This window comes from Frigidibacter sp. MR17.14 (assembly GCF_037095735.1).
Taxonomy (GTDB): domain Bacteria; phylum Pseudomonadota; class Alphaproteobacteria; order Rhodobacterales; family Rhodobacteraceae; genus Frigidibacter.
On the sequence record NZ_JBAWKD010000003.1, the window covers coordinates 88,425 to 109,020 of the forward strand.

General features: G+C 69.9%; 20 protein-coding genes. 14 read left to right on the top strand and 6 right to left on the bottom strand.

The genetic code is table 11. The features are described from left to right. Positions 1-22 precede the first annotated feature (22 nt). The 9 genes from V8J36_RS09020 to V8J36_RS09060 all read left to right on the top strand — a co-directional run bounded on the left by V8J36_RS09020 (position 23) and on the right by V8J36_RS09060 (position 7,091). On the top strand, positions 23-469 hold the full coding sequence (locus tag V8J36_RS09020) for a DUF2852 domain-containing protein (RefSeq protein ID WP_336466963.1): 447 nt from the start codon (positions 23-25) through the stop codon (positions 467-469). A gap of 70 nt (positions 470-539) precedes the next feature. Then, positions 540-1,001 carry an RDD family protein gene (locus tag V8J36_RS09025; RefSeq protein ID WP_336466964.1) on the top strand — a complete coding sequence of 154 codons (462 nt, stop codon included), beginning with the start codon at positions 540-542 and terminating at the stop codon, positions 999-1,001. A gap of 154 nt (positions 1,002-1,155) precedes the next feature. After that, positions 1,156-1,992 (top strand): arginyltransferase, encoded by an 837-nt coding sequence (locus V8J36_RS09030; RefSeq protein WP_336466965.1) that lies wholly within the window; start codon positions 1,156-1,158, stop codon positions 1,990-1,992. Between the two features lie 136 nt (positions 1,993-2,128). Next, on the top strand, positions 2,129-3,055 hold the full coding sequence (locus V8J36_RS09035) for a calcium/sodium antiporter (RefSeq protein WP_336466966.1): 927 nt from the start codon (positions 2,129-2,131) through the stop codon (positions 3,053-3,055). Between the two features lie 298 nt (positions 3,056-3,353). Next, positions 3,354-5,108, top strand: a complete 1,755-nt coding sequence (locus V8J36_RS09040; RefSeq protein ID WP_336466967.1) for an acetolactate synthase 3 large subunit — start codon at positions 3,354-3,356, stop codon at positions 5,106-5,108. Positions 5,109-5,208: 100 nt separating this feature from the next. Continuing rightward, positions 5,209-5,769: an acetolactate synthase small subunit gene (gene ilvN / locus V8J36_RS09045; RefSeq protein ID WP_336466968.1), complete on the top strand. Its 561-nt coding sequence runs from the start codon at positions 5,209-5,211 to the stop codon at positions 5,767-5,769. A gap of 193 nt (positions 5,770-5,962) precedes the next feature. Beyond that, entirely contained in the window at positions 5,963-6,463 is a 501-nt protein-coding gene (locus V8J36_RS09050; protein ID WP_336466969.1) for a PRC-barrel domain-containing protein, read from the top strand. A 125-nt stretch (positions 6,464-6,588) separates the two neighbouring features. Continuing rightward, entirely contained in the window at positions 6,589-6,831 is a 243-nt protein-coding gene (locus tag V8J36_RS09055) for a hypothetical protein (RefSeq protein ID WP_336466970.1), read from the top strand. Next, positions 6,828-7,091 (top strand): hypothetical protein, encoded by a 264-nt coding sequence (locus V8J36_RS09060; protein ID WP_336466971.1) that lies wholly within the window; start codon positions 6,828-6,830, stop codon positions 7,089-7,091. The genes V8J36_RS09055 and V8J36_RS09060 overlap by 4 nt, the downstream gene beginning before the upstream one ends. On the opposite strand, the gene V8J36_RS09065 is transcribed toward V8J36_RS09060, so the two are convergent. Together V8J36_RS09065 and V8J36_RS09070 are read right to left on the bottom strand one after the other, a co-directional pair. Next, the gene (locus V8J36_RS09065; RefSeq protein ID WP_336466972.1) at positions 7,088-7,324 is read right to left on the bottom strand and encodes a hypothetical protein; all 237 of its coding nucleotides are present in this window, start codon (positions 7,322-7,324) and stop codon (positions 7,088-7,090) included. The genes V8J36_RS09060 and V8J36_RS09065 overlap by 4 nt on opposite strands. A gap of 62 nt (positions 7,325-7,386) precedes the next feature. Then, positions 7,387-7,725: a DUF779 domain-containing protein gene (locus V8J36_RS09070; protein WP_336466973.1), complete on the bottom strand. Its 339-nt coding sequence runs from the start codon at positions 7,723-7,725 to the stop codon at positions 7,387-7,389. A gap of 148 nt (positions 7,726-7,873) precedes the next feature. Between V8J36_RS09070 and V8J36_RS09075 the strand changes: the two genes are divergently transcribed. Then, positions 7,874-9,724: an ABC-F family ATP-binding cassette domain-containing protein gene (locus V8J36_RS09075; RefSeq protein WP_336466974.1), complete on the top strand. Its 1,851-nt coding sequence runs from the start codon at positions 7,874-7,876 to the stop codon at positions 9,722-9,724. A gap of 19 nt (positions 9,725-9,743) precedes the next feature. Here V8J36_RS09075 and xth read toward each other — a convergent pair whose 3' ends face one another. The 3 genes from xth to V8J36_RS09090 form a co-directional block, all read right to left on the bottom strand. Next, positions 9,744-10,526 (bottom strand): exodeoxyribonuclease III, encoded by a 783-nt coding sequence (xth, locus tag V8J36_RS09080; RefSeq protein WP_336466975.1) that lies wholly within the window; start codon positions 10,524-10,526, stop codon positions 9,744-9,746. A gap of 205 nt (positions 10,527-10,731) precedes the next feature. Beyond that, positions 10,732-12,000, bottom strand: coding sequence for a hemolysin family protein (locus V8J36_RS09085; protein WP_336466976.1), 1,269 nt, complete (start codon positions 11,998-12,000; stop codon positions 10,732-10,734). 127 nt (positions 12,001-12,127) lie between these two features. Next, positions 12,128-12,472 carry a HesB/IscA family protein gene (locus V8J36_RS09090; RefSeq protein WP_336466977.1) on the bottom strand — a complete coding sequence of 115 codons (345 nt, stop codon included), beginning with the start codon at positions 12,470-12,472 and terminating at the stop codon, positions 12,128-12,130. A 143-nt stretch (positions 12,473-12,615) separates the two neighbouring features. On the opposite strand from V8J36_RS09090, the gene V8J36_RS09095 reads away from it, so the two are divergent. Further along, complete coding sequence (locus V8J36_RS09095) at positions 12,616-13,830, top strand: deoxyguanosinetriphosphate triphosphohydrolase (protein WP_336466978.1); 1,215 nt, start codon at positions 12,616-12,618, stop codon at positions 13,828-13,830. A gap of 210 nt (positions 13,831-14,040) precedes the next feature. After that, positions 14,041-15,987 (top strand): cation:proton antiporter, encoded by a 1,947-nt coding sequence (locus tag V8J36_RS09100; RefSeq protein ID WP_336466979.1) that lies wholly within the window; start codon positions 14,041-14,043, stop codon positions 15,985-15,987. A gap of 62 nt (positions 15,988-16,049) precedes the next feature. Here V8J36_RS09100 and V8J36_RS09105 read toward each other — a convergent pair whose 3' ends face one another. Next, positions 16,050-16,922 (bottom strand): NAD(P)-dependent oxidoreductase, encoded by an 873-nt coding sequence (locus V8J36_RS09105; protein WP_336466980.1) that lies wholly within the window; start codon positions 16,920-16,922, stop codon positions 16,050-16,052. Between the two features lie 122 nt (positions 16,923-17,044). On the opposite strand from V8J36_RS09105, the gene V8J36_RS09110 reads away from it, so the two are divergent. Together V8J36_RS09110 and V8J36_RS09115 are read left to right on the top strand one after the other, a co-directional pair. Continuing rightward, complete coding sequence (locus V8J36_RS09110) at positions 17,045-19,510, top strand: penicillin acylase family protein (protein ID WP_336466981.1); 2,466 nt, start codon at positions 17,045-17,047, stop codon at positions 19,508-19,510. Continuing rightward, entirely contained in the window at positions 19,507-20,565 is a 1,059-nt protein-coding gene (locus tag V8J36_RS09115; protein ID WP_336466982.1) for a lysine-2,3-aminomutase-like protein, read from the top strand. The genes V8J36_RS09110 and V8J36_RS09115 overlap by 4 nt, the downstream gene beginning before the upstream one ends. The last annotated feature ends 31 nt before the right edge of the window (positions 20,566-20,596 follow it).

Genomic DNA, 20,596 nt, shown 5'->3' on the forward strand with positions numbered 1-20,596 from the left:
ACCGACCACCCGGAGGACCCTGATGACCACCCCGACCCTCGCCCAGACCGGAGCCTATGCCGGCCCGCTGTCCTGGCTTCGGCGAGCGGAGGGCTGGCTCGACGATCGCGGCAGACCTGCCTGGATCGCGGCCATGATCCTCGGCTTCGTCTTCTGCTGGCCCGCCGGGCTGGCCCTTCTTGGCTACATGATCTGGAGCAAACGCATGTTCGGCTGTTCGCGCCGCCGCGAAGGCGGCTTCTCGAAATCCTTCGCCCCCACGCGCTTCCGCTCGTCGGGCAACAGCGCCTTCGACGCCTACAAGGCCGACACGATCGACCGGCTCGAGCGCGAGCAGGAAGAGTTCGAGGGCTTCCTGCGCCGCCTGCGCGAGAGCAAGGACAAGGCCGAGTTCGACCAGTACATGGACGAGCGTGCCCGTGCCGCCCGCGACGAGGGCCAAGCCGAGAGCCAGCCCCCGGCCGCCTGAACCGCGACGCTGGCCCCCCGGCAGACCCGGGGGGCTTTTTCCTGCCCTCCCGCATCCCATATAGCGAGCCATGAGCACCGACACCCTCTCGCCCGATCCGTTCTGGGGCCTGCCCGACCCGGGCGCCGAGCCCGAGTTCTATGCCAACGTGCCCGTGAAGCGGCTGTTCGCCTGGGTGGTGGACGTGATCCTGATCGGCCTGCTGACGCTGGTCGCGATCCCGTTCACGGCCTTCACCGCGCTGTTCTTCCTGCCGGTGGTCTTCCTGTGCCTGGGCTTCGTCTATCGCTGGATCACCATCGCCAACCGCTCGGCGACCTGGGGGATGCGGCTGATGGGGATCGAGCTGCGCGACCGCACCGGGCGGCGCTTCGACAGCGGCATGGCCCTGATCCACACGCTGGGCTATTCGCTGACCGTGGCCTTCGTGATCCCGCAGATCCTGTCGGCGGTGATGATGGCGACGACCGCGCGCGGTCAGGGCCTGCATGACATCGTTCTGGGCACCACGGCCATCAACAAACCGGCCTGATCGCCCGCTTTGCGGGCGTTCCTGCCGCTGTTGACGGGGGCGCGACAAATCCGCTTGGCGGATCTGTGACGGCTTGGTAACGTGCCGCCAATCCGACCAATTCTCTCCCCTTATCCGCCCCCGTCCACGTTCCGCCGAGAACAGCCGAGCAGTCATGCGCCACACGCTTCCGATCGCGCCGCAGTTCTACGTCACCGCTCCGCAGCCCTGCCCCTATCTCGACGGGCGGGCCGAGCGGAAGCTGTTCACCGCGCTGCAGGGCGACGGTGCCGGCAAGCTCAACGACTCGCTGTCGAAACAGGGCTTCCGGCGGTCGCAGAACGTGCTCTATCGCCCCTCTTGCGCCGATTGCGCGGCCTGCCTGTCGGCCCGGATCCGGGTCGCGGATTTCGAGCCGTCGAAGACCCAGCGCCGGGTGATGAAGAAGAACGACGACCTGCGGCGCGAGGCGACCAGCCCTTGGGCGACCGAGGATCAGTACGCGCTCTTCCGCCGCTATCTCGACCATCGCCACGCCGATGGCGGCATGGCCGACATGGACATCTTCGAATTCGCCGCGATGATCGAGGAGACGCCGGTCAAGACCCGCGTCATCGAATATTCCGCGCCCCCCGCCGAGGGCGAGCGCCGGCGGCGCCTGACCGCGGTCTGCCTGACCGACGTGCTCGATGACGGGCTGAGCATGGTCTACAGCTTCTATGAACCTGAACGGATCAAGGGCTCGCTCGGCACCTATGTGATCCTCGACCATGTCGAGTTGGCCCGTCAGGTCGGCCTTCCTTACGTCTACCTCGGCTATTGGGTGCCGGGCAGCCGCAAGATGGGCTACAAGGCCAACTTCGGCGCGCTAGAGATCTACAAGGGCGGCGACTGGCAGCCGATCGGCGACCCGGCCGAACATTCGGCCGAGACCCATCCGCTGTCCGTCGATCCCATTGCCGAGCAGGTCGCGCGGATCTCTCTGCCCGACACGCGGCCGGTGAAGGGCTGAACCCTTCCCTTTCGGCTTGGCCCAAATACTCATTCCTCACGCCCAGCACCCGCCTGCCCTGCGGCATCCGGGCGCGGTTGAAATCCCCGGACCTGCCCCCGATCTCTGAGCGAACGCAATCAGATCAGGGTGATACGTGACCTACCTCCTTCTTGCCGCGGGCCTCGTCGGACTGTTCTTCGGCGGCGAATTCCTGGTGAAGGGGGCGGTGGGCATCGCCCGGCGCTTCGGCCTCTCGCCGCTGGTCATCGGGCTGACCGTCGTAGGGTTCGGCACCTCCAGCCCCGAGCTACTGGTCTCGTTGCAGGCGGCCTTCTCGGGCAGCCCGGCCATCGCGCTGGGCAATGTCGTGGGCTCGAACATCGCCAACATCCTGCTGATCCTTGGCGTGACCGCCGCCATCGCGCCCGTCGCGATGGGTTTCGCGCGCCTGCGCCGCGACCTGGCGGTGATGCTGGGCTCGACCCTTGCGCTGTGGCTGGCGATCACCGGCGGCACGCTGGGCCGGATCGAAGCGGCCGCGCTGCTTGCGGCGCTGGCTGTCTATCTGTGGGTCGCGCTGCGAAGCCCGGACCCCGAGGCGGCGGAAGAGGCCGCAGAGGACGCGCCCGCCCCCACGCTCGGCCGCTCGCTTCTGGTGACGCTGGCGGGCTTCGCGGTGCTGCTGGTCTCGGCCCGGCTGCTTGTCACCTCGGCCACCACCATCGCCCGCGACCTCGGCTTCTCGGAAGCGGTGATCGGCCTCACCGTCGTCGCGGTCGGCACCTCGCTGCCGGAGCTTGCGACCTCGGTCGTCGCCGCCCTGCGCCGGCAGGGCGACATCGCGATCGGCAACGTGCTTGGCTCGAACATCTTCAACATCCTGTGCATCCTCGGGATCACCGGACTGATCGCGCCGATGCCGGTCGATCCGCGCTTCGTCAGCCTCGACATGCCGATCGCCGCGGGCGTGGCGCTGGCAGTGTTGGCGCTGAGCTGGGGCCTGGGGCGGCTGGGCCGGGCCGGGGGAATCGCGCTTCTGGCCGGCTATGGCGGCTACATCGCCAGCATGGCCGCCGCGTGATTGCGCCAATCCGCCAATCCGCGAAACAAATGCAAAGATTTTCGCCCGCGCGAGACAGATAAGGTGCATTTCTGGCCTTGACGCCCCCCGGCGGCCTTCCTAATGTCCGCGCCACTGGCAATGAGGGCTGACGGCGATGACCGGCATTCTTGTAATCGTAGGACCAAGGCGCATGGGCCGGTAACGGCAGACCATCTTGGTTCCCCATGCGCCCCCGTCCCGACGGGGGTTTTTTATTGCCGTAACGGAGGATCGCGTGCGGGCCGAAGCGCCCGGCGCACCAGAGGAGAGACGAAGCATGCAACGGCAGATGACCGGCGCGAGAATGGTGGTTCAGGCGCTCAAGGATCAGGGCGTCGAGGTGGTCTTCGGCTACCCGGGCGGCGCCGTGCTTCCGATCTATGACGAGATCTTCCAGCAGAACGACATTCAGCACATCCTGGTCCGCCACGAACAGGGCGCGGTCCACATGGCCGAAGGCTATGCCCGCTCGACCGGCAAGCCGGGCGTCGTGCTGGTGACCTCGGGCCCCGGGGCGACCAATGCGGTGACCGGGCTGACCGATGCGCTGATGGACTCGATCCCGCTGGTGGTCCTGTCGGGTCAGGCGCCGACCTTCATGATCGGCACCGATGCCTTCCAGGAAGCCGACACCGTCGGCATCACCCGCCCCTGCACCAAGCACAACTGGCTGGTCACCGACACCGACAAGCTGGCGGCGGCGATCCACGAAGGCTTCCATGTCGCGATGTCGGGCCGTCCGGGCCCGGTGCTGATCGACATCCCAAAGGACGTCCAGTTCGCGACCGGCACCTATTCTGACCCCAAGCAGGTCCGCCCCTCGCGCTACCAGCCGAAGGTCAAGGGCGACATCGAGGCGATCACCAAGCTGGTCGAGCTGATCGAGCAGGCCGAGCGCCCGGTGTTCTACACCGGCGGCGGCGTCATCAACTCGGGCGTCGGCGCGAGCCAGCTGCTGCGCGAGCTGGTCGATGCGACCGGCTTCCCGATCACCTCGACGCTGATGGGTCTGGGCGCCTATCCGGCGAGCGGGAAGAACTGGCTGGGCATGCTGGGGATGCACGGGCTTTACGAGGCGAACCTCGCGATGCACGGCTGCGACCTGCTGATCAACATCGGCGCCCGCTTCGACGACCGCATCACCGGCCGCGTCGCCGACTTCTCGCCGAAGTCGGTCAAGGTCCATGTCGACATCGACCCCTCGTCGATCAACAAGGTGATCCGCGTCGACCTGCCGATCGTGGGCGACGTCGGCCATGTGCTGGAGGACCTGCTGAAGGTCTGGAAGGCGCGCGGGCGAAAGGTCAACCGCGAGAAGCTGGAAGGCTGGTGGGGCCAGATCCACGGCTGGAAGGCGCGCAACTGCCTTGCCTACAAGAACTCGGCCAAGACCATCAAGCCGCAGTACGCGCTGGAGCGGCTCGAGGCGCTGACCCGCGGCCGCGACCGCTACATCACCACCGAGGTCGGCCAGCACCAGATGTGGGCCGCGCAGTTCCTGCATTTCGACGCGCCGAACCGCTGGATGACCTCTGGCGGGCTCGGAACCATGGGCTATGGGCTGCCGGCCTCGATCGGGGTGCAGATCGCGCATCCCGAGGCGCTGGTGATCAACGTCGCGGGCGAGGCCTCGTGGCTGATGAACATGCAGGAGATGGGCACCGCGGTGCAGTTCCGCGCGCCGGTGAAGCAGTTCATCCTGAACAACGAGCGGCTGGGCATGGTGCGCCAGTGGCAGGACCTGCTGCATGGCGGGCGCTTCTCGCATTCCTGGTCGGAGAGCCTGCCCGATTTCGTGAAGCTGGCCGAGGCCTTCGGCTGCAAGGGCATCCGCTGCGACGATCCGGCGAAGCTCGATGACGCGATCGTCGAGATGCTGGACTACGACGGGCCGGTGATCTTCGACTGCCTCGTCGAGAAGCACGAGAACTGCCTGCCGATGATCCCGTCGGGCAAGCCGCACAACGAGATGATCCTGGGCGAGGTCACCGAGAGCGACGCGATCTCGGGCAAGGGTGCGGCGCTGGTCTGAGGACCGCGCGAGTGGCGAGCGCCGGGGGCTGTCAGCCCCCGGACCCCCGAGGATATTTGGGCCAATGCGAAAGAGCGGCCCGTGAAGGAAGTCGGACGCGATGAATGCGCTGAACATCAAGAAGGGCTCGTCGAGCCATTCGGCCTATGACCTGAAGAACCCCCATGCCGACGTGTCGGAAAGCCACACGCTGGCGGTGATCGTCGACAACGAGGCGGGCGTGCTCGCCCGCGTGATCGGGTTGTTTTCAGGTCGGGGCTACAACATCGAAAGCCTCACAGTGGCCGAGATCGACCACAAGGGGCATCGTTCGCGCATCACGGTGGTGACGCGCGGCACGCCGGGCGTGATCGAGCAGATCAAGGCGCAGCTGGGCCGGCTGGTGCCGGTGCACGAGGTGCATGACCTGACGGTCGAGGGGCCGGCGGTCGAACGCGAGCTGGCGCTGTTCAAGGTGGTGGGCGCGGGCGAGAAGCGGATCGAGGCGCTGCGGCTGGCCGAGATCTTCCGCGCCAATGTCGTCGACTCGACGCTGGAGAGCTTCGTCTTCGAGATCACCGGCGCGCCCGACAAGATTGACGCCTTCGCCGAGCTGATGCGCCCGCTGGGCCTGACCGACGTGGCGCGGACCGGGGTCGCGGCCCTGGCGCGCGGGGTCTGAGGGCAAGGTCCGACGGCGGGTTCCCGCCGGTTTCGGCCGGCGGGGCGCGCGGCATCCTGCGCTGCAGCGAAAACCCTTCGCTGCGCGCGAACCTTTTCGCGACAGGGGCGTTGGCCGGAGACGTCTTCGACGGCACTGTCCCCCGATCCAGGGCGCCCCTCGGGGCCCCGAAAACCGCGAAAGGACCGACCGAATGCACGATCTCGCCCGCGCGCTGAGCCTGTCGCTCGTGCTCGTGATGCCTGCGACGGCGCTGATGGCGCTGCCCCCGGTGACTGCCCCGGCGCCGGCGGTCGAGCGCCCGGCCCCCGAGGCGCTGAAACAGATGGAGCTGCGCGACAGCGACGGCGCCTCGCTGGGCCGGATCACCGACGTGGTGCGCGCCGGTTCCGAGGCGGATGGCGTCAGCCACGTTCTGGTGGCGCTGGGCGGTTTCATGGGCATGGGCGCGCACACCGTCGCCGTGCCCTATTCCGAGCTGCGCCTGCGCGAGGACCGCAAGACCGGTGCCGATTTCGCCGTGTTGCCCTGGACGGAGGAACAGCTGCGCTCGGTCCCGCCCTACAACCCCGCGGACCCGGCTTCACTGGGGCTGGTCGGGGCCGAGGCCGCGGGCAATGACGTGGGCATGACCGGCACCGCGCAACCTAATCCCGAGGATCCCTTGCCCGAGATCACCCCGGCGCAGAGCTGATCCATCAAAGGGGCACGGGAACATCCCTGCCCGCCGCCGCGTTGGTCCGCGGGCGGCCTGGGGTCGCCGTGACGATCGCCGTCCGCGGCAGGTCGTCGAGGGAAGGCCATCGAGGGAGGAGCCAGATGTCCGCACCGAACACCAATCTCGACACCCAGAAACGCCGCCACATCGGCCCGATCCTTGGCATGCTGGCCGTCGTGGTCTTTGCCGTGGGCCTGCTGGTCTGGTGGCTGGCCGACGAAAGTGCCGAGGCGCCGGGTCCCGACCCGGAAGCGGCCGCCGGCACCGCTGCCCCCGCCGACACCGGCGCCGCGCAGCAGCAGCCCGCACAGCAGCAGCCCGCACAGGGGGGAGGCAGCAATTGATAGAGGCTTTCGAGCGGGGCGCGACCCAGCGGCTGGTCGAGCTGGAGGGCATGCTGCTGGCCCAGCGCAAGCTGCTGGTGCAACTCGCCGCCGGCTCCGACCGGCGCGCGGACCTCTCCAGCTGGCTTGCCGAAAGGGGCGCCTTCCAGGGCAATGACGAGGACCCGGGCCTGGTGCCCGATGAGGCCTTCGCGCTGCAGGCGGCCATCGCCGAGGAATTCCGCCGCCTGTCGGAGGCGCTGGCCGCCGAACCGGGCTAGCGGTCGGCTGCGGCGCCGCCATCCCCGGAACCGGCCGGAGGCTCCGTCCCGAGCCCGGTGACCCCCGGCACGGTCACCCCGATGCGCTGCTGGGCGAAAAACATGAGCGCCGCGCAGACCGCGCCGGCGGCAAGGACCGCGATGATCGCCACAAGGACGCTGCGGCGCAACTTTCGCGCGCGCACGGGCGCGGCGCCGGGTTGCAGCCGAACGGGATGGGCCTTGGCCGCCATTCTCATCTCCTGCAGTTCCGTGTCGGGGACGGAACGGTCCCGCCGGCGCGGCGGTTCCCGGGTCAGAGGCTGCAGGCGGTGCTGCGGGCGATGAAACGCCGGCCGCGGCCGTTGTCGAGGCTGAAGACCCCGCCCCGCCCGGGCCCCGCGTCCAGCGTCAGGAGCTGCCCGGCCCAGATCGGGGCCTGCGCGCCGGAAACCCAGATGCCCGCGCCCGCGACCTCACCCAGCTTCACGTCGCCCGCGCCCAGCCGGAATTCGCCCGCCGGATAGCACATCGGCTGGGTGCCGTCGCAGCAGCCGCCCGAAACATGGAACAGCACCTCGCCGGCCTCGGCCCGGATCTCGTCCAGAAGTGCGCGTGCCTCTGCCGTCGCCTCGACCAGTGTTGCCTTTGTCATCCTGCCTGCTCCCTCACCGCCTGCCCGTTCAGCGCCCGCCTGCCAGCATGGCCCCGAGCGCGGCGCGGTCAATGCGACCTTGGGCGCGTGCGGCCTTGCCGCGTCCGACCCGTTGACGCCGCCCGCGGCTTCGGGCAGGCAGTCGGCCATGCTCAAGATCGCCGACATCACCTATTCCGTCGAAGGCCGCCCCCTGTTCGAGGGCGCTTCCGCAACGATTCCGACCGGTCACAAGGTGGGCCTCGTCGGCCAGAACGGCGCGGGCAAGACCACGCTGTTCCGGCTGATCCGGGGCGAGATCGCGCTGGAAGGCGGCACGATCACCATCCCCGCCCGCGCCAAGATCGGCGGCGTGGCGCAGGAGGTGCCCTCGTCCTCGGACACGCTGCTGGCCACGGTGCTGGCCGCCGACACCGAACGCGCGAGCCTGATGGCCGAGGCCGAGACCGCGACCGATCCGGGCCGCATCGCCGAGATCCAGACCCGGCTGGCCGACATCGACGCCTGGTCGGCCGAGGGCCGCGCAAGCGCGATCCTGCGCGGGCTTGGGTTCGAGGCCGAGGACATCCTCCGCCCCTGCTCGGATTTCTCGGGTGGCTGGCGGATGCGGGTGGCGCTGGCGGGGGTGCTCTTCGCGCAGCCCGACTACCTGCTGCTGGACGAACCGACCAACTACCTCGACCTCGAGGGCGCGCTGTGGCTGGAAAGCTATCTGGCGAAATATCCGCACACGGTGCTGATCATCAGCCACGACCGCGGCCTGCTGAACCGGGCGGTGGGGGCGATCCTGCATCTGGACAGCCGCAAGCTGACGCTGTGGAACGGGCCCTATGACCAGTTCGCCCGCCAGCGCGCCGAGCAGCGGCTGGTGCAGGTGGCCGAGGCGAAGAAGCAGGAGGCGCGGCGCGCCCACCTGCAAAGCTTCGTCGACCGGTTCAAGGCCAAGGCCTCGAAGGCGCGGCAGGCGCAGAGCCGGGTGAAGCAGCTTGAGAAGATGGTGTCGATCACCGCGCCCGAGGATGCGGCGAAACATGTCTTCAACTTCCCCGCGCCCGAGGAGCTGTCGCCGCCGATCGTGAATCTGGAAGGCGCGGTCGTGGGCTATGACGGGCGGGCGGTGCTGAAGGGGCTGGACCTGCGCATCGACCAGGACGACCGCATCGCGCTTCTGGGCAAGAACGGCGAGGGCAAGTCGACGCTGTCGAAGCTGCTCGCCGGCAAGCTGGAACCGATGGCGGGGCGCGTCCTGCGCTCTGGCAAGCTGCGCATCGGCTATTTCGCCCAGCACCAGGTCGACGAGCTGCATCTGGACGAGACGCCGATCCAGCATGTCCAGCGCGTGCGCCCGGGAGAGGCGCCGCCGCGGCTGCGCGCGCGGCTGGCGGGCTTCGGGCTGGGCGCGGATCAGGCCGAGACCGCCGTGGGCCGGCTGTCGGGCGGGCAGAAGGCGCGGCTGTCGCTGCTGCTGGCCACGATCGAGGCGCCGCATATCCTGATCCTCGACGAGCCGACCAACCACCTCGACATCGAGAGCCGCGAGGCGCTGATCGAGGCGCTGACCGACTATTCCGGCGCAGTGATCCTCGTCAGCCACGACATGCACCTGCTGAGCCTCGTCGCGGACCGTCTGTGGCTGGTGAAGGGCGGCGCGGTGAAGCCCTATGAGGAGGATCTCGAGGCCTATCGCGCGCTGCTGCTGCAGTCGGACGCGCCCTCGAAGGCCGAAAAGGCGAAGCCCGAGAAGAAGCGCGCGACCCGCGACGAGATCCTGGCGCTGAAGGCCGAGGTCCGGAAATGCGAAGAGCGCGTCAACAAGATCGAGGACATGCGCGGCAAGCTTGCGACGAAGCTCGCCGATCCCGAGCTTTACGAGGCCTCGCGCGCCGGCGAGATCGAGGTCTGGCAGAAGAAATACGCCGAGGTCATGGACGGGCTCGACCGGGCCGAGGCGATGTGGCTGGCCGCGCAGGAGAAGCTCGAGGCCGCCGAGGCGGGCTGAGGCCCGCCTTCGACAGGGCTCAGGCCTCGAGTTCGATCCAGACCGGCACGTGATCCGAAGGCTTTTCGCGGCCCCGCACCTCGCGGTCGATCCCGGCATCGGCCAGCAGGTCGGCGGCCTGCGGCGTCAGCAGCAGGTGGTCGATGCGGATGCCGTTGTTCTTCTCCCAGGCGCCGGCCTGGTAGTCCCAGAACGAGTAATGGCCGGGGCGCGGCTCGCGCGCGCGGAAGGCGTCGGTCAGGCCGAGGTTTACCATCCGGCGGAACGCCTCGCGGGTTTCGGGCAGGTAGAGCGCGTCGGTCACCCAGGCCTCGGGCCGCGCGGCATCGGCGGGCGTCGGGATCACGTTGTAGTCGCCCGCGAAAATCGCGGCCTCTTCCCCCGCCAGCACCTCGGCCACACGGGCCTGCATCCGCGCCATCCAGGCCAGCTTGTAGTCGTATTTCGGCCCCGGCGCCGGGTTGCCGTTCGGCAGGTAGAGCCCCGCGAGCCGGACCGGGCGATGATCGCCCGCGATCACCGCCTCGATCCAGCGCGACTGCTCGTCGCTGTCATCGCCGGGCAGTCCGCGGCGGATGTCCTCGATCGGCAGCCGCGAGAGCAGCGCCACGCCGTTGAACCCCTTCTGGCCATGGGTTTCGACCCGGTAGCCGAGCGCCTCGATCGCCTCGCGCGGGAAGCCCTCGTCGACCGACTTGATCTCTTGCAGCACCGCCACGTCGGGACTGGCCTCGGTCAGCCAGGCGGTCAGCGCCTCGATCCGCGCCTTGACGCCATTGATGTTGAAGGTGGCGATCTTCATGGGCGGGCACTCCGTTGGGTGCCCTTTCGTAGGCGGGCGCGCTTTCCGGGGCAAGGGTGAAGGGGGCGATGAAGGGGGCGCTGCCCCCGTCGCGGCGGGGCCGCGACTCCCCCGGGATATTTGCGCCAATGCGAAAGCGGCAAGAGGGGGCTCTGCCCCCGCCCGTGCCGGGCTCCCCCGGAGTATTTGGGCCAAGCCGAAGCGGTCAGGGGGCGCGGGAGACCAGGAGCTTGTCGATGCGCATCGCGTCGAGGTCGATCACCTCGAAGCGCCAGCCCTCGGCGGTGATGCTTTCGCCAAGCGCCGGGATCCGGCCCATGCGGTCGAGCACGAAGCCCGCGACGGTGTCGTAATCGCCGTCGGGGCGCGGGAGGCCGGCGCGGTCGGCGAATTCGTCGATCGGCATCCAGCCCGCGACGAGCCACGAGCCATCCTCGCGCTCGGCCCAGGCGGGTTCGTCCTCTTCGCCGTCGCTGAAGACGCCGGCAATGGCTTCGAGCACGTCCATCGCGGTGATGATGCCCTCGAAGTGGCCGTATTCGTCGTAGACCAGCGCCATGTGGCCGCGGCTGCCCTTCAGGCGCTCGATCACCGTGCCGGCGTCGGTCGCGTCGAGCACCACCGGGGCCTCGCGGATCAGCTCGCGCAGCGGGCCATCCTCGGGTCGCCAGCCGAGCAGCTCGCGCACGGCGATCACGCCGATGATCTCGTCCTCGCCGCCCTCGCGCACCGGCAGGCGGTTGCGCCGGGTGCTGCGCGCCTGCTCGAGCACGCCCTCGGGATCGGCGTCGAGGTCGAGAACCTCGACCTCGCGGCGCGGGGTCATCAGGGCGCGGGCGGTGCGGTCGGCCACCCGCATCACGCCCTGGATCATCTCGCGCTCGCCCTTGGCGAAGACGCCGGCGCTGTCGGCCTCGGCCAGCGTCATCTTCACCTCTTCATCGGTCATCTTCGCCTCGGACTCGCCATGCTGGCCCAGCAGGCGCAGCACGGTCCGGCCCGAGACGTCGAGGAACCAGACGATCGGCGTGGTCACAAGCGCGATGGTCCGCATCGCGGGGGCGACGCGGGCGGCGACGGATTCGGGGTTCTTCAGCGCGATCTGCTTCGGGACCAGTTCGCCCAGGATCAGCGAGAGATAGGTGATGACCGCGACCACGGCGCCGACGCCGATCGTATTGGCGGCGGCATTCGACATCCCCCCGGCCTCGAGCGCATTGGCGAGCCGCGCGCCCAGCGTCGCGCCCGAGAAAGCGCCCGACAGCACGCCCACCAGCGTGATGCCGATCTGCACCGTCGAGAGGAACCGCCCCGGATTGTCGAGCAGCGCAAGCGCCACCGCCGCGCCGCTGCGGCCCTGGTCGGCCAGCACCTTGAGCCGCGCGGGACGCGACGAGACGATGGCAAGCTCGGACATGGCGAGCGCCCCGTTCGTGAGCGTCAGCAGGATGACGATGGCAATCTCTAGATACATGGCCCGCCCTCCCAGGCGGAGGGGAGGGTCAGGTCAGGGGCAAGCGCAGCGCCACGAGCGCTGCGCGTTCGTCGTTCAGGCTCGGGCGGCGGCGCGTCTTCGGCCGTCTCGGGCGGGCAAGCGGTGGTCACAGCGAGAAGCTGGTCCCGCAGCCGCAGGAGGAGGTGGCGTTCGGATTCTCGATCACGAAGCGCGCCCCGATCAGTTCCTCGGTGAAGTCGATCACCGCGTTCTGCAGGAAGGGCAGCGACACCGGGTCGACCAGCACCTTCTGCACGCCCTCGGCGGTGGCGCCTTCCAGCACCAGGTCGTCCGCGGCGGGATCGTCGAGGCGGATGTCATACTGGAAGCCCGAGCAGCCGCCGCCCTCGACCGCGACGCGCAGGGCCTTGCCCTCGCCGGTGGCGGCGTTGATCTCGGCCAGCCGCGCGAAGGCGCGGGGTGTGACTTTCGGGGGCAGCGCGAGGTCCATGGGGCAAAAGCCGTATCATTCCGGTGACAAACCCCATATAGGCTCGGCGCGAGTGGCCCGCAAGGACGCCGGTGAACCGGCGCGTTTACCCCCGGGCCTTGGGACGAGCCTGCCGGAGTCCCCGGCGAACCTGTGGATCTGACGTGCCGAACACGGCCCCCCCCTTCCTGGCGCCCTATGCCTGCCAGCCCGACCGCAGCCGCGGCCGGCTGCATGGCGAGCAGATGTCGACCTTCCGCTCGCCCTTCCAGCGCGATCGCGACCGGATCATCCATTCCTCGGCCTTCCGGCGGCTGAAGCACAAGACGCAGGTCTTCGTCGAGCACGAGGGCGACTATTACCGCACCCGCCTGACCCACACGATCGAGGTGGCGCAGGTCGCGCGCACCATTGCAGGCCATCTCGGGCTGAACACCGACCTGGCCGAGGCGGTGGCGCTGGCCCATGACCTTGGGCATCCGCCCTTCGGCCATACCGGCGAGGATGCGCTGGCCGAGCTGATGGCGCCCTACGGCGGCTTCGATCACAACGCGCAGGCGCTGCGGATCGTGACCCGGCTGGAAAAGCACTACGCGGGCTTCGACGGGCTGAACCTGACCTGGGAAACGCTCGAGGGCATGGCCAAGCACAACGGTCCCGTCACCGGGCCGCATGCCTCGGGCTCGCATTCGGTCAAGGAGGGCGAACCCCTGCCCTATGCGCTGGCCGATGTGAACGCGGCCTGGGACCTGGACCTGGGCAGCTTCGCCTCGGCCGAGGCGCAGGTGGCGGCGGTCGCGGATGACGTGGCCTACAATCACCACGACCTGCATGACGGGCTGCGCGCCGGGCTGTTCACCGAGGCCGACCTGATGGAACTGCCGGTGACCGGTCCCTGCTTCGAAGAGGTCGACCGGCTCTGGCCCGGGCTCGATCCCGCGCGGCGGCGGCACGAGGCGCTGCGCCGGGTGTTCGGCGTGATGGTCGAGGACGTGATCGCCGTGGCGCAGAACCGGCTGGCCTCGGCGCGGCCCCAGTCGGTCGAGGAGATCCGGGCGATGGAGGGGACGATCATCCGCTTCTCGAAACCGCTCTACCAGAACCTGAAGGCGATCAAGAGCTTCCTCTTCGCCCGCATGTACCGCGCCCCCAGCGTCGTGGTCGAGCGCAAGCGGGTCACGGCGATGATCAACGACCTGTTCCCGCTGTTCCTCGACGATCCGCACCTGCTGCCCGAGGACTGGCAGGCCGACATCCGCGAGGCCCGCGGCGACCGGACGCTGATCGCGCGGGTGGTGCTGGATTACGTGGCGGGCATGACCGACCGCTTCGCGATCCAGGAGCACGAGCGCTTCTTCGGTGCCCGCCCGGCGGCCTGAACTTCGCTGCGCAGCGAAACGCAAGGCTTCGCTGCGCAGCAAGGGCGACCCGACAAGGACTTGCCGCAGGGCAGCATGACCGACCGCGCAGCGCGAGGCACCGCGCCCGTTTCCGCACCGCAGAAAATCACGTCTGCCTGAAACCTCGCGGCCTGCGCCGCGTTTGCCGGGATGCCGTGACGGATGCGGCGGGCAGGCGGGGAACGGCGGATGATGGATCTTGGCGGCGCGGGCATCGGCCCGATCCTCGCCTTCGCGCTGGTGGGGGCGCTTGGCGTCGGCTCGCAATGGCTGGCCTGGCGGCTTCGGCTGCCGGGGATCGTGGTGATGCTGGTCGCGGGGCTGCTGATCGGCCCGGCGCTGGGACTGTTCGACCCGCAGCGCGACATCGGCGACCTGACCGAGCCGATGATCCAGCTTGCCGTCGCGGTGATCCTGTTCGAGGGCGGCCTGACGCTGGACCTGCGCCGGCTGGGCGATGCGAAGGACGGGGTGCGCCGGCTGGTGCTGATCGGTGCGCCGCTGGGCTGGCTTCTGTCGGCGCTCGCGCTGCATTACGGCGCGGGACTGGGCTGGGAGACCTCGGCCGTCTTCGGCGGCATCATGATCGTCACCGGCCCGACGGTGATCGCGCCGCTGCTGCGTCAGGCGAGGATCGCGCGGCGGCCGGCGAACCTGCTGCAGTGGGAGGCGATCGTCAACGACCCGATCGGCGCGCTGGCGGCGGTGCTGGCCTTCGAGATCGTCACCGCGCTTGCGACCGGCGAGACGCTAGCCATGGCGCTGGCCGCGATGGCCGCGGGCATCGTGGTGGCGGCGGTGGTGGGGCTTGGCGCGGGCTGGGGGCTGGTGCGGGCCTTCCGCAAGGGCTGGGTGCCGGAATACATGAAGGTGCCGGTGCTGTTCGTCACGCTGCTGGCGACCTTCGCGCTGTCGAACGAGGTGCTGCATGAAAGTGGCCTGCTGACCGTCACGCTGATGGGCTTCCTGATCGCCAACGCCGATCTGCCCAGCCATGACGAGATCCGCCGCTTCAAGGAACAGGCGACGCTGCTTCTGGTCTCGGGCGTGTTCATCCTGCTGGCGGCGGGGCTCGATGTGGGCGCGCTGGGCATGCTCGACTGGCGGGCGGCGGTCTTCGTGGCGCTGGTGGTGCTGCTGGCGCGCCCGCTGACGGTGATGACCGCGCTGGCCGGCAGCCGGGTGCCGCGGCGCGAGCGCTGGCTGCTGGCGCTGACCGGCCCGCGCGGCGTGGTGCTGGTGGCGGTGGCGGGGCTCTTCGGGCAGCGGCTGGTCGCGGCCGGGGTCGAGGACGGCGCGGTGCTGCCGCCCTTGGCCTTCGTGCTGGTGGTGGTGACGGTGGTGCTGCACGGCTTTGCGTTGAAGCCGCTGGCCCGCCGTCTGGGCCTGACCGGGGCCGAGGTTCCGGGCGTCATCGTCATCGGGGCCGGGCCCTTCGGGCGCGGGCTGGCCGAGACGCTGGGCAAGGCCGAGATGCCGGTGCTGATCGCTGATCCCGACCTCGGGCGGCTGGCCTCGGCGCGGCGCGCGGGCCTGCCGGCCTTCTACGGCGACATCCTGTCCGAGGCGGCCGAGGACCGGGTGGAACTGCTGAACTTCGAAAGCATCGTCGCGGTGACCGGGAACGACGCCTACAACAGCCTTGTCGCCGCCGGGCTCGGCCCCGAGTTCGGCCGCGAGAAGGTCTGGCAGGTGGCCGGCGCCCGTGACGGCTCGGCCCGCCATGCCCGCCCGGCCCAGCTGAGCGGTCTCGGCTTTGCCGGGGGGCGGACGCTCGAGGAACTCGAGGCGCTGCTGGACGAGGGCGCCCGCTTCCGCCTGACCCGCCTGACCGAGGCCTATGGGCTGGAGGACTGGCATGCGAAGCGGCCGAACGCCCTGCCGCTGGCGGTGATCGACGCCCGCGGCCGGTTCTCGATGGTGGCCGAGCCCGAGAAGCTCGAGGCAGGCCCCGGCGACCGGATCCTGTCGCTGCTGCCCCCCGGTGCCGAAGAGGACCGGCCCGAGGCCGAGACCAGCGCGCTGCGCCACGACGCCGAGCGTGTTTCGGCCCGGGCCGAGGCGGACCGCGCCGCGGACCGCCGGGCCGATTGCGTGGACGAGGCCCTGCCGGACGGTCTGAAGCCAGAGGGCTGACGTCAGAGAGCTGAAGCCAGAAGGCCTGACCACGAAGGGCCGAGCCCGCCCGGGGGCCGGACTCAGCCCGCCGCGCGCAGCCGCGCGAACAGCGCCGAGGTGTCCCAGCGCCCGCCGCCCATCTTCTGGACGTCCTTGTAGAACTGGTCGACCAGCGCGGTCACCGGCAGCGAGGCCCCGACCTCGTCGGCGGTCGCAAGGCAGATCCCGAGATCCTTGCGCATCCAGTCGACCGCGAAGCCGTGGTCGAACTTGCCCGCGGCCATGGTCTTGTGGCGGTTCACCATCTGCCAGCTGCCGGCGGCGCCCTGGCTGATCACCTCGACCACCGCCTCGATGTCGAGCCCGGCCTTTTCGGCAAGGTGCAGCGATTCCGACAGGCCCTGCACCAGTCCCGCGATGGCGATCTGGTTGCACATCTTGGTCATCTGCCCCTGACCGCTGTCGCCCATCCGGCGGCAGATCTTCGCATAGGCGGCGATGACCGGCTCGGCCCGGGCATAGTCGTCCTCGGCCCCGCCGCACATGATCGACAGCGCGCCGTTCTCGGCCCCCGCCTGCCCGCCCGAGACCGGCGCATCGACGAAGCCGAGCCCGAGGCTCGCCGCGGTGTCCGCCAGCTCGCACGTCACCATGGCCGAGACCGTGGTGTGGTCGACGAAGAGCGCGCCCTTGCCCATCCCTGCGAAGGCCCCGTCCTCGCCCAGGCAGACCGACCTCAAATCATCGTCATTGCCGACGCAGGCCAGCACGATGTCCGCGCCCGCCGCGGCCTTCGCCGGCGTCGGGGCGAAGGCGCCGCCGTGCTTCGCGACCCAGGCCTCAGCCTTGGCGGGCGAACGGTTGTAGACCGTGACCTCGTGCCCCGCCGCCTGAAGGTGCCCGGCCATCGGAAAGCCCATCACGCCCAGGCCCAGAAATGCCAGCTTTGCCATCGTGTTTCCTCTTTCGATTGCGGACCGGGGCGTTTGCGCTTAATCACCCGCCCCATGCCCGGCCTTCATCCGCGGCGATACGACCCCGCAACGCTCCCGCCGTCAACCTTGCGATCCTGCCGATGCTGACTGTCTTCCGCTGGCTCCTGAGGATTGTGAGCGGGCTCATCCTGCTCACCGTCCTGGGCGCCCTGCTCGTCTACTACTTCGCCGCCGGCTCGCTGCCGGATTATGACGAGCACCCGCAGGTCGCCGGGATCTCGGCGCCGGTCGAGATCGTGCGCGATACCGGCGACGTGCCGCATATCTTCGGCAAGACCGATGCCGACGTGTTCTTCGCGCTGGGCTATTCCCATGCGCAGGACCGGCTGTGGCAGATGACGCTTCTGCGCCGCACCGCGCAGGGGCGCCTGTCCGAGATCTTTGGCCCGCGCACGCTGCGCACGGACGAGCTGATGCGCCGGCTTGACCTTTACGGGCTGGCGACCCGCGCGGTGGCCGCGCAGGACGACAAGACCCGCGAGGCGCTGGACGCCTATTCCCGCGGCGTCAACGCCTGGATCGGCGAAGTGAACGAAGAGGCCCGCGGCCGCGGCGCGCCCGAGTTCTTCGTCTTCCCGCCCGAGATCGCCACCTGGCAGCCGGCGGACAGCCTCGCGATCCTCAAGCTGATGGGGGTGCAGCTGTCCTCGGCGCTGCAATCCGAGGTGATGCGCGCGCGCCTGTCGCTGCTGGATCAGGACTGGCCCCGCGACCTGATGCCCGCCGCCCCCGGACAGGGCACCATCGCGCTGCCCGACTACGCGCAGGCGGTGCCCGGCGTGCCAGCCTCGACCGCGCCGCTGCGCAAGGCCGATGCGGGCGAGATGTCGCCGGTGGGTCCGCGCGACATGGCTGGCGCCTCGAACGCCTGGGCGGCGGCGCCCGACCGCTCGGCCGCCGGCGGCTCGCTGCTGGCGAACGATCCGCACCTTGGCTTCACCGCGCCCTCGATCTGGTATCTGGCGCGGCTGGAGCTGCAGTCGGGCGGCGTGATCGGCGCGACCCTGCCGGGGGTGCCGGCGGTGATCCTCGGGCGGAACGCGGGCCTGGGCTGGGGGCTGACCACGGCCTATGCCGACGATCAGGACCTGATGATCGAGGAACTGAACCCGGCCGAGCCCACCGAATACCGCACGCCCGAGGGCTGGAAGGCCTTCGAAAGCCGCCGCTCGATCGTGCAGGTCAAGGATCAGGCGCCGGTCACCCTGACGCTGCGCTGGACCGACAACGGCCCGGTGCTGCCCGGCAGCCATTTCGACATCGGCTCGGTCACGCCCGCGGGCCATGTCGCCGCGCTGAGCTGGACGCTGCTGGCCGAGGGCGACACCTCGATGACCGCCGCGATCCGGCTGATGGAGGCGCATGACGTCGAGGAGGGCATCGCCGCGGGCGAGCTGTTCGTGGCCCCCGCGCAGAACCTGACGCTGGCCGATCAGAAGGGCATCGCCATGGTGACGATCGGCCGCCTGCCCGCACGGAGCCCGAACCACGACACCCGCGGCATGATGCCCGCGATGGGCTGGAAGGCCGAGAACCGCTGGACCGGCACCCTGCCCTATGACCAGAACCCGCGGGTGGTGAACCCCGAAGGCGGCATCCTCGGCAACACCAACAACAAGACCGTCGACCGGCCGTTCCCGAACCATGTCTCGTTCGACTGGGGCGACACCCAGCGCATCCAGCGCTGGACCCGGCTGATGCAGGAGCGCGAGGTGCATTCGCGCGAAAGCTTCATCGCGGCGCAGCTCGACACCACCTCGCCCGCGGCGCGGACCCTGCTGCCGCTGGTCGGCGCGAATCTGTGGTACACCGGCGAGGCCGCGCCTGCCGGCACGCCCGAGGCCCGACGCCAGCGCGCGCTGTCGCTGTTGGCCGACTGGAACGGCGAGATGAGCGAGCATCAGCCCGAGCCGCTGATCTATGCCGCCTGGATGCGGGCGCTGCAGGACCGGCTGATCCGCGACGAGTTGGGGCCGCTGGCCGACAGCTTCACCCATCTCGAGCCGCTGTTCATCGAACGGGTGTTCCGAAACATCGACGGCGCCGGCCACTGGTGCGACGTGCTCCAAAGTGCCCCGACCGAGACCTGCACCGACATCGCCCGCATGGCGCTGGACGATGCGCTGGTCTGGCTGTCGGATCGCTATGGGCCCAACGTGGAAAGCTGGCGCTGGGGCGATGCGCACCAGGCGGCGCAGGATCACCCGGTCTTCGGCGAGGTGCCGGTGCTGAAGTGGTTCGTGAACATCCGCCAGTCGACCTCGGGCGGCGACTTCACGCTGAACCGCGGCCTGACCAGGGGCGAGGGGCCGGACCCGTTCCTGAACGTGCACGGCGCGGGCTATCGCGGGATCTACAATTTCGCCGACCCCGACAGCTCGGTCTTCATCATCTCGACCGGCCAGTCGGGCCACCCGCTGTCGCGCCATTACGACGACCTGTCGGAGCTGTGGCGGCAGGGCGAATACCTGCCGATGTCGCTCGACCCGGCGCTGGCGCGGGCGGCGGCGACCGGCGTGACGGTGCTGGAGCCCGAGGCGCCATGACCCGGCCCGGGCCCGTCGCCAACCCTGTCGCCTGGACGCGGCCCGAGGACCTGATCGCCGCGGGCCTGGCGCCGCCCGGCGCGCGCGCGCTGCTGGAACGGCTCGACGAGACCTTCCGCATCCGCGTGCCCCCGGCGTTGCAGGCGGCGCTGGTCTCGCCGGAGGATCCCGTGGGGCGTCAGGTGCTGCCGACCGCCGCGGAGCTGGAGGTGGGCCCGGCGGCGCTGCACGACCCGATCGGCGACCGCGCCCATGCCCCGGTCGAGGGGCTGACGCATCGCTATCCCGACCGGGTGATCCTGCACCTGACCCAGACCTGCGCGGTCTATTGCCGCTTCTGCTTCCGCCGAGAGACCGTCGGCGCGACCGGCCACCTGCCCGAACCCGCGCTGGCCGCGGCGCTGGACTATGTCGCCCGCACGCCGGCGATCCGCGAGGTGATCCTGACCGGGGGCGATCCGCTGGTCCTGTCCCCACGCCGGATCGCCGCGGTGGCCGCGCGCGTGGCGGAGATCGCCTCGGTCGATGCGCTGCGGGTTCATACGCGGATCCCGGTGGTGGCGCCCGAGCGGATCGACGCGGCGATGATCGCCGCGCTGAAGGCGCATCCGGCGCCGCGGATCGTGATCCACACCAACCACGCGCAGGAACTGACGCCTGACGCCCGTGCGGCGATCGGGCGGCTGGTCGCGGCGGGCATCCCGCTGCTGTCGCAATCGGTCCTGCTGCGTGGCGTGAACGACAGCGCCGCAGCGCTCGACGAGCTGTGGCGGGCGCTGGGGCGGCTGGGGGTCACGCCCTATTACCTGCACCACTGCGATCTCGCCCGCGGGGCCGAGCATTTCCGCACCACCATCGCCGAAGGGCGTGCCCTGATCGCGAGCCTGCGCGGCCGGATCCCCGGGCATCTTCTGGCGCGCTACGTGCTGGATATTCCCGGCGGCTTCGGGAAGGTGCCGCTGGATGCGGACCACGCACAGGAGGTGGCGCCGGGACAGTGGCGGATCACCGACGTGTCGGGCGGGGTCCACGACTACGCCGATCCGCTGCGCTAGCGGAGGGGACGGAAGGGGGGGGCTGCCCCCC

Bases quoted from the DNA above. Each gene is read 5' to 3' on its own strand.
- ilvN (WP_336466968.1), top strand. From the start codon at position 5,209: ATGAATGCGCTGAACATCAAGAAGGGCTCGTCGAGCCATTCGGCCTAT.
- V8J36_RS09085 (WP_336466976.1), bottom strand. From the start codon at position 12,000: ATGTATCTAGAGATTGCCATCGTCATCCTGCTGACGCTCACGAACGGG.
- V8J36_RS09070 (WP_336466973.1), bottom strand. From the start codon at position 7,725: ATGACAAAGGCAACACTGGTCGAGGCGACGGCAGAGGCACGCGCACTT.
- V8J36_RS09020 (WP_336466963.1), top strand. From the start codon at position 23: ATGACCACCCCGACCCTCGCCCAGACCGGAGCCTATGCCGGCCCGCTG.
- xth (WP_336466975.1), bottom strand. From the start codon at position 10,526: ATGAAGATCGCCACCTTCAACATCAATGGCGTCAAGGCGCGGATCGAG.
- V8J36_RS09025 (WP_336466964.1), top strand. From the start codon at position 540: ATGAGCACCGACACCCTCTCGCCCGATCCGTTCTGGGGCCTGCCCGAC.
- V8J36_RS09050 (WP_336466969.1), top strand. From the start codon at position 5,963: ATGCACGATCTCGCCCGCGCGCTGAGCCTGTCGCTCGTGCTCGTGATG.
- V8J36_RS09105 (WP_336466980.1), bottom strand. From the start codon at position 16,922: ATGGCAAAGCTGGCATTTCTGGGCCTGGGCGTGATGGGCTTTCCGATG.
- V8J36_RS09090 (WP_336466977.1), bottom strand. From the start codon at position 12,472: ATGGACCTCGCGCTGCCCCCGAAAGTCACACCCCGCGCCTTCGCGCGG.
- V8J36_RS09065 (WP_336466972.1), bottom strand. From the start codon at position 7,324: ATGGCGGCCAAGGCCCATCCCGTTCGGCTGCAACCCGGCGCCGCGCCC.
- V8J36_RS09115 (WP_336466982.1), top strand. From the start codon at position 19,507: ATGACCCGGCCCGGGCCCGTCGCCAACCCTGTCGCCTGGACGCGGCCC.
- V8J36_RS09110 (WP_336466981.1), top strand. From the start codon at position 17,045: ATGCTGACTGTCTTCCGCTGGCTCCTGAGGATTGTGAGCGGGCTCATC.
- V8J36_RS09055 (WP_336466970.1), top strand. From the start codon at position 6,589: ATGTCCGCACCGAACACCAATCTCGACACCCAGAAACGCCGCCACATC.
- V8J36_RS09075 (WP_336466974.1), top strand. From the start codon at position 7,874: ATGCTCAAGATCGCCGACATCACCTATTCCGTCGAAGGCCGCCCCCTG.
- V8J36_RS09030 (WP_336466965.1), top strand. From the start codon at position 1,156: ATGCGCCACACGCTTCCGATCGCGCCGCAGTTCTACGTCACCGCTCCG.
- V8J36_RS09040 (WP_336466967.1), top strand. From the start codon at position 3,354: ATGCAACGGCAGATGACCGGCGCGAGAATGGTGGTTCAGGCGCTCAAG.
- V8J36_RS09100 (WP_336466979.1), top strand. From the start codon at position 14,041: ATGATGGATCTTGGCGGCGCGGGCATCGGCCCGATCCTCGCCTTCGCG.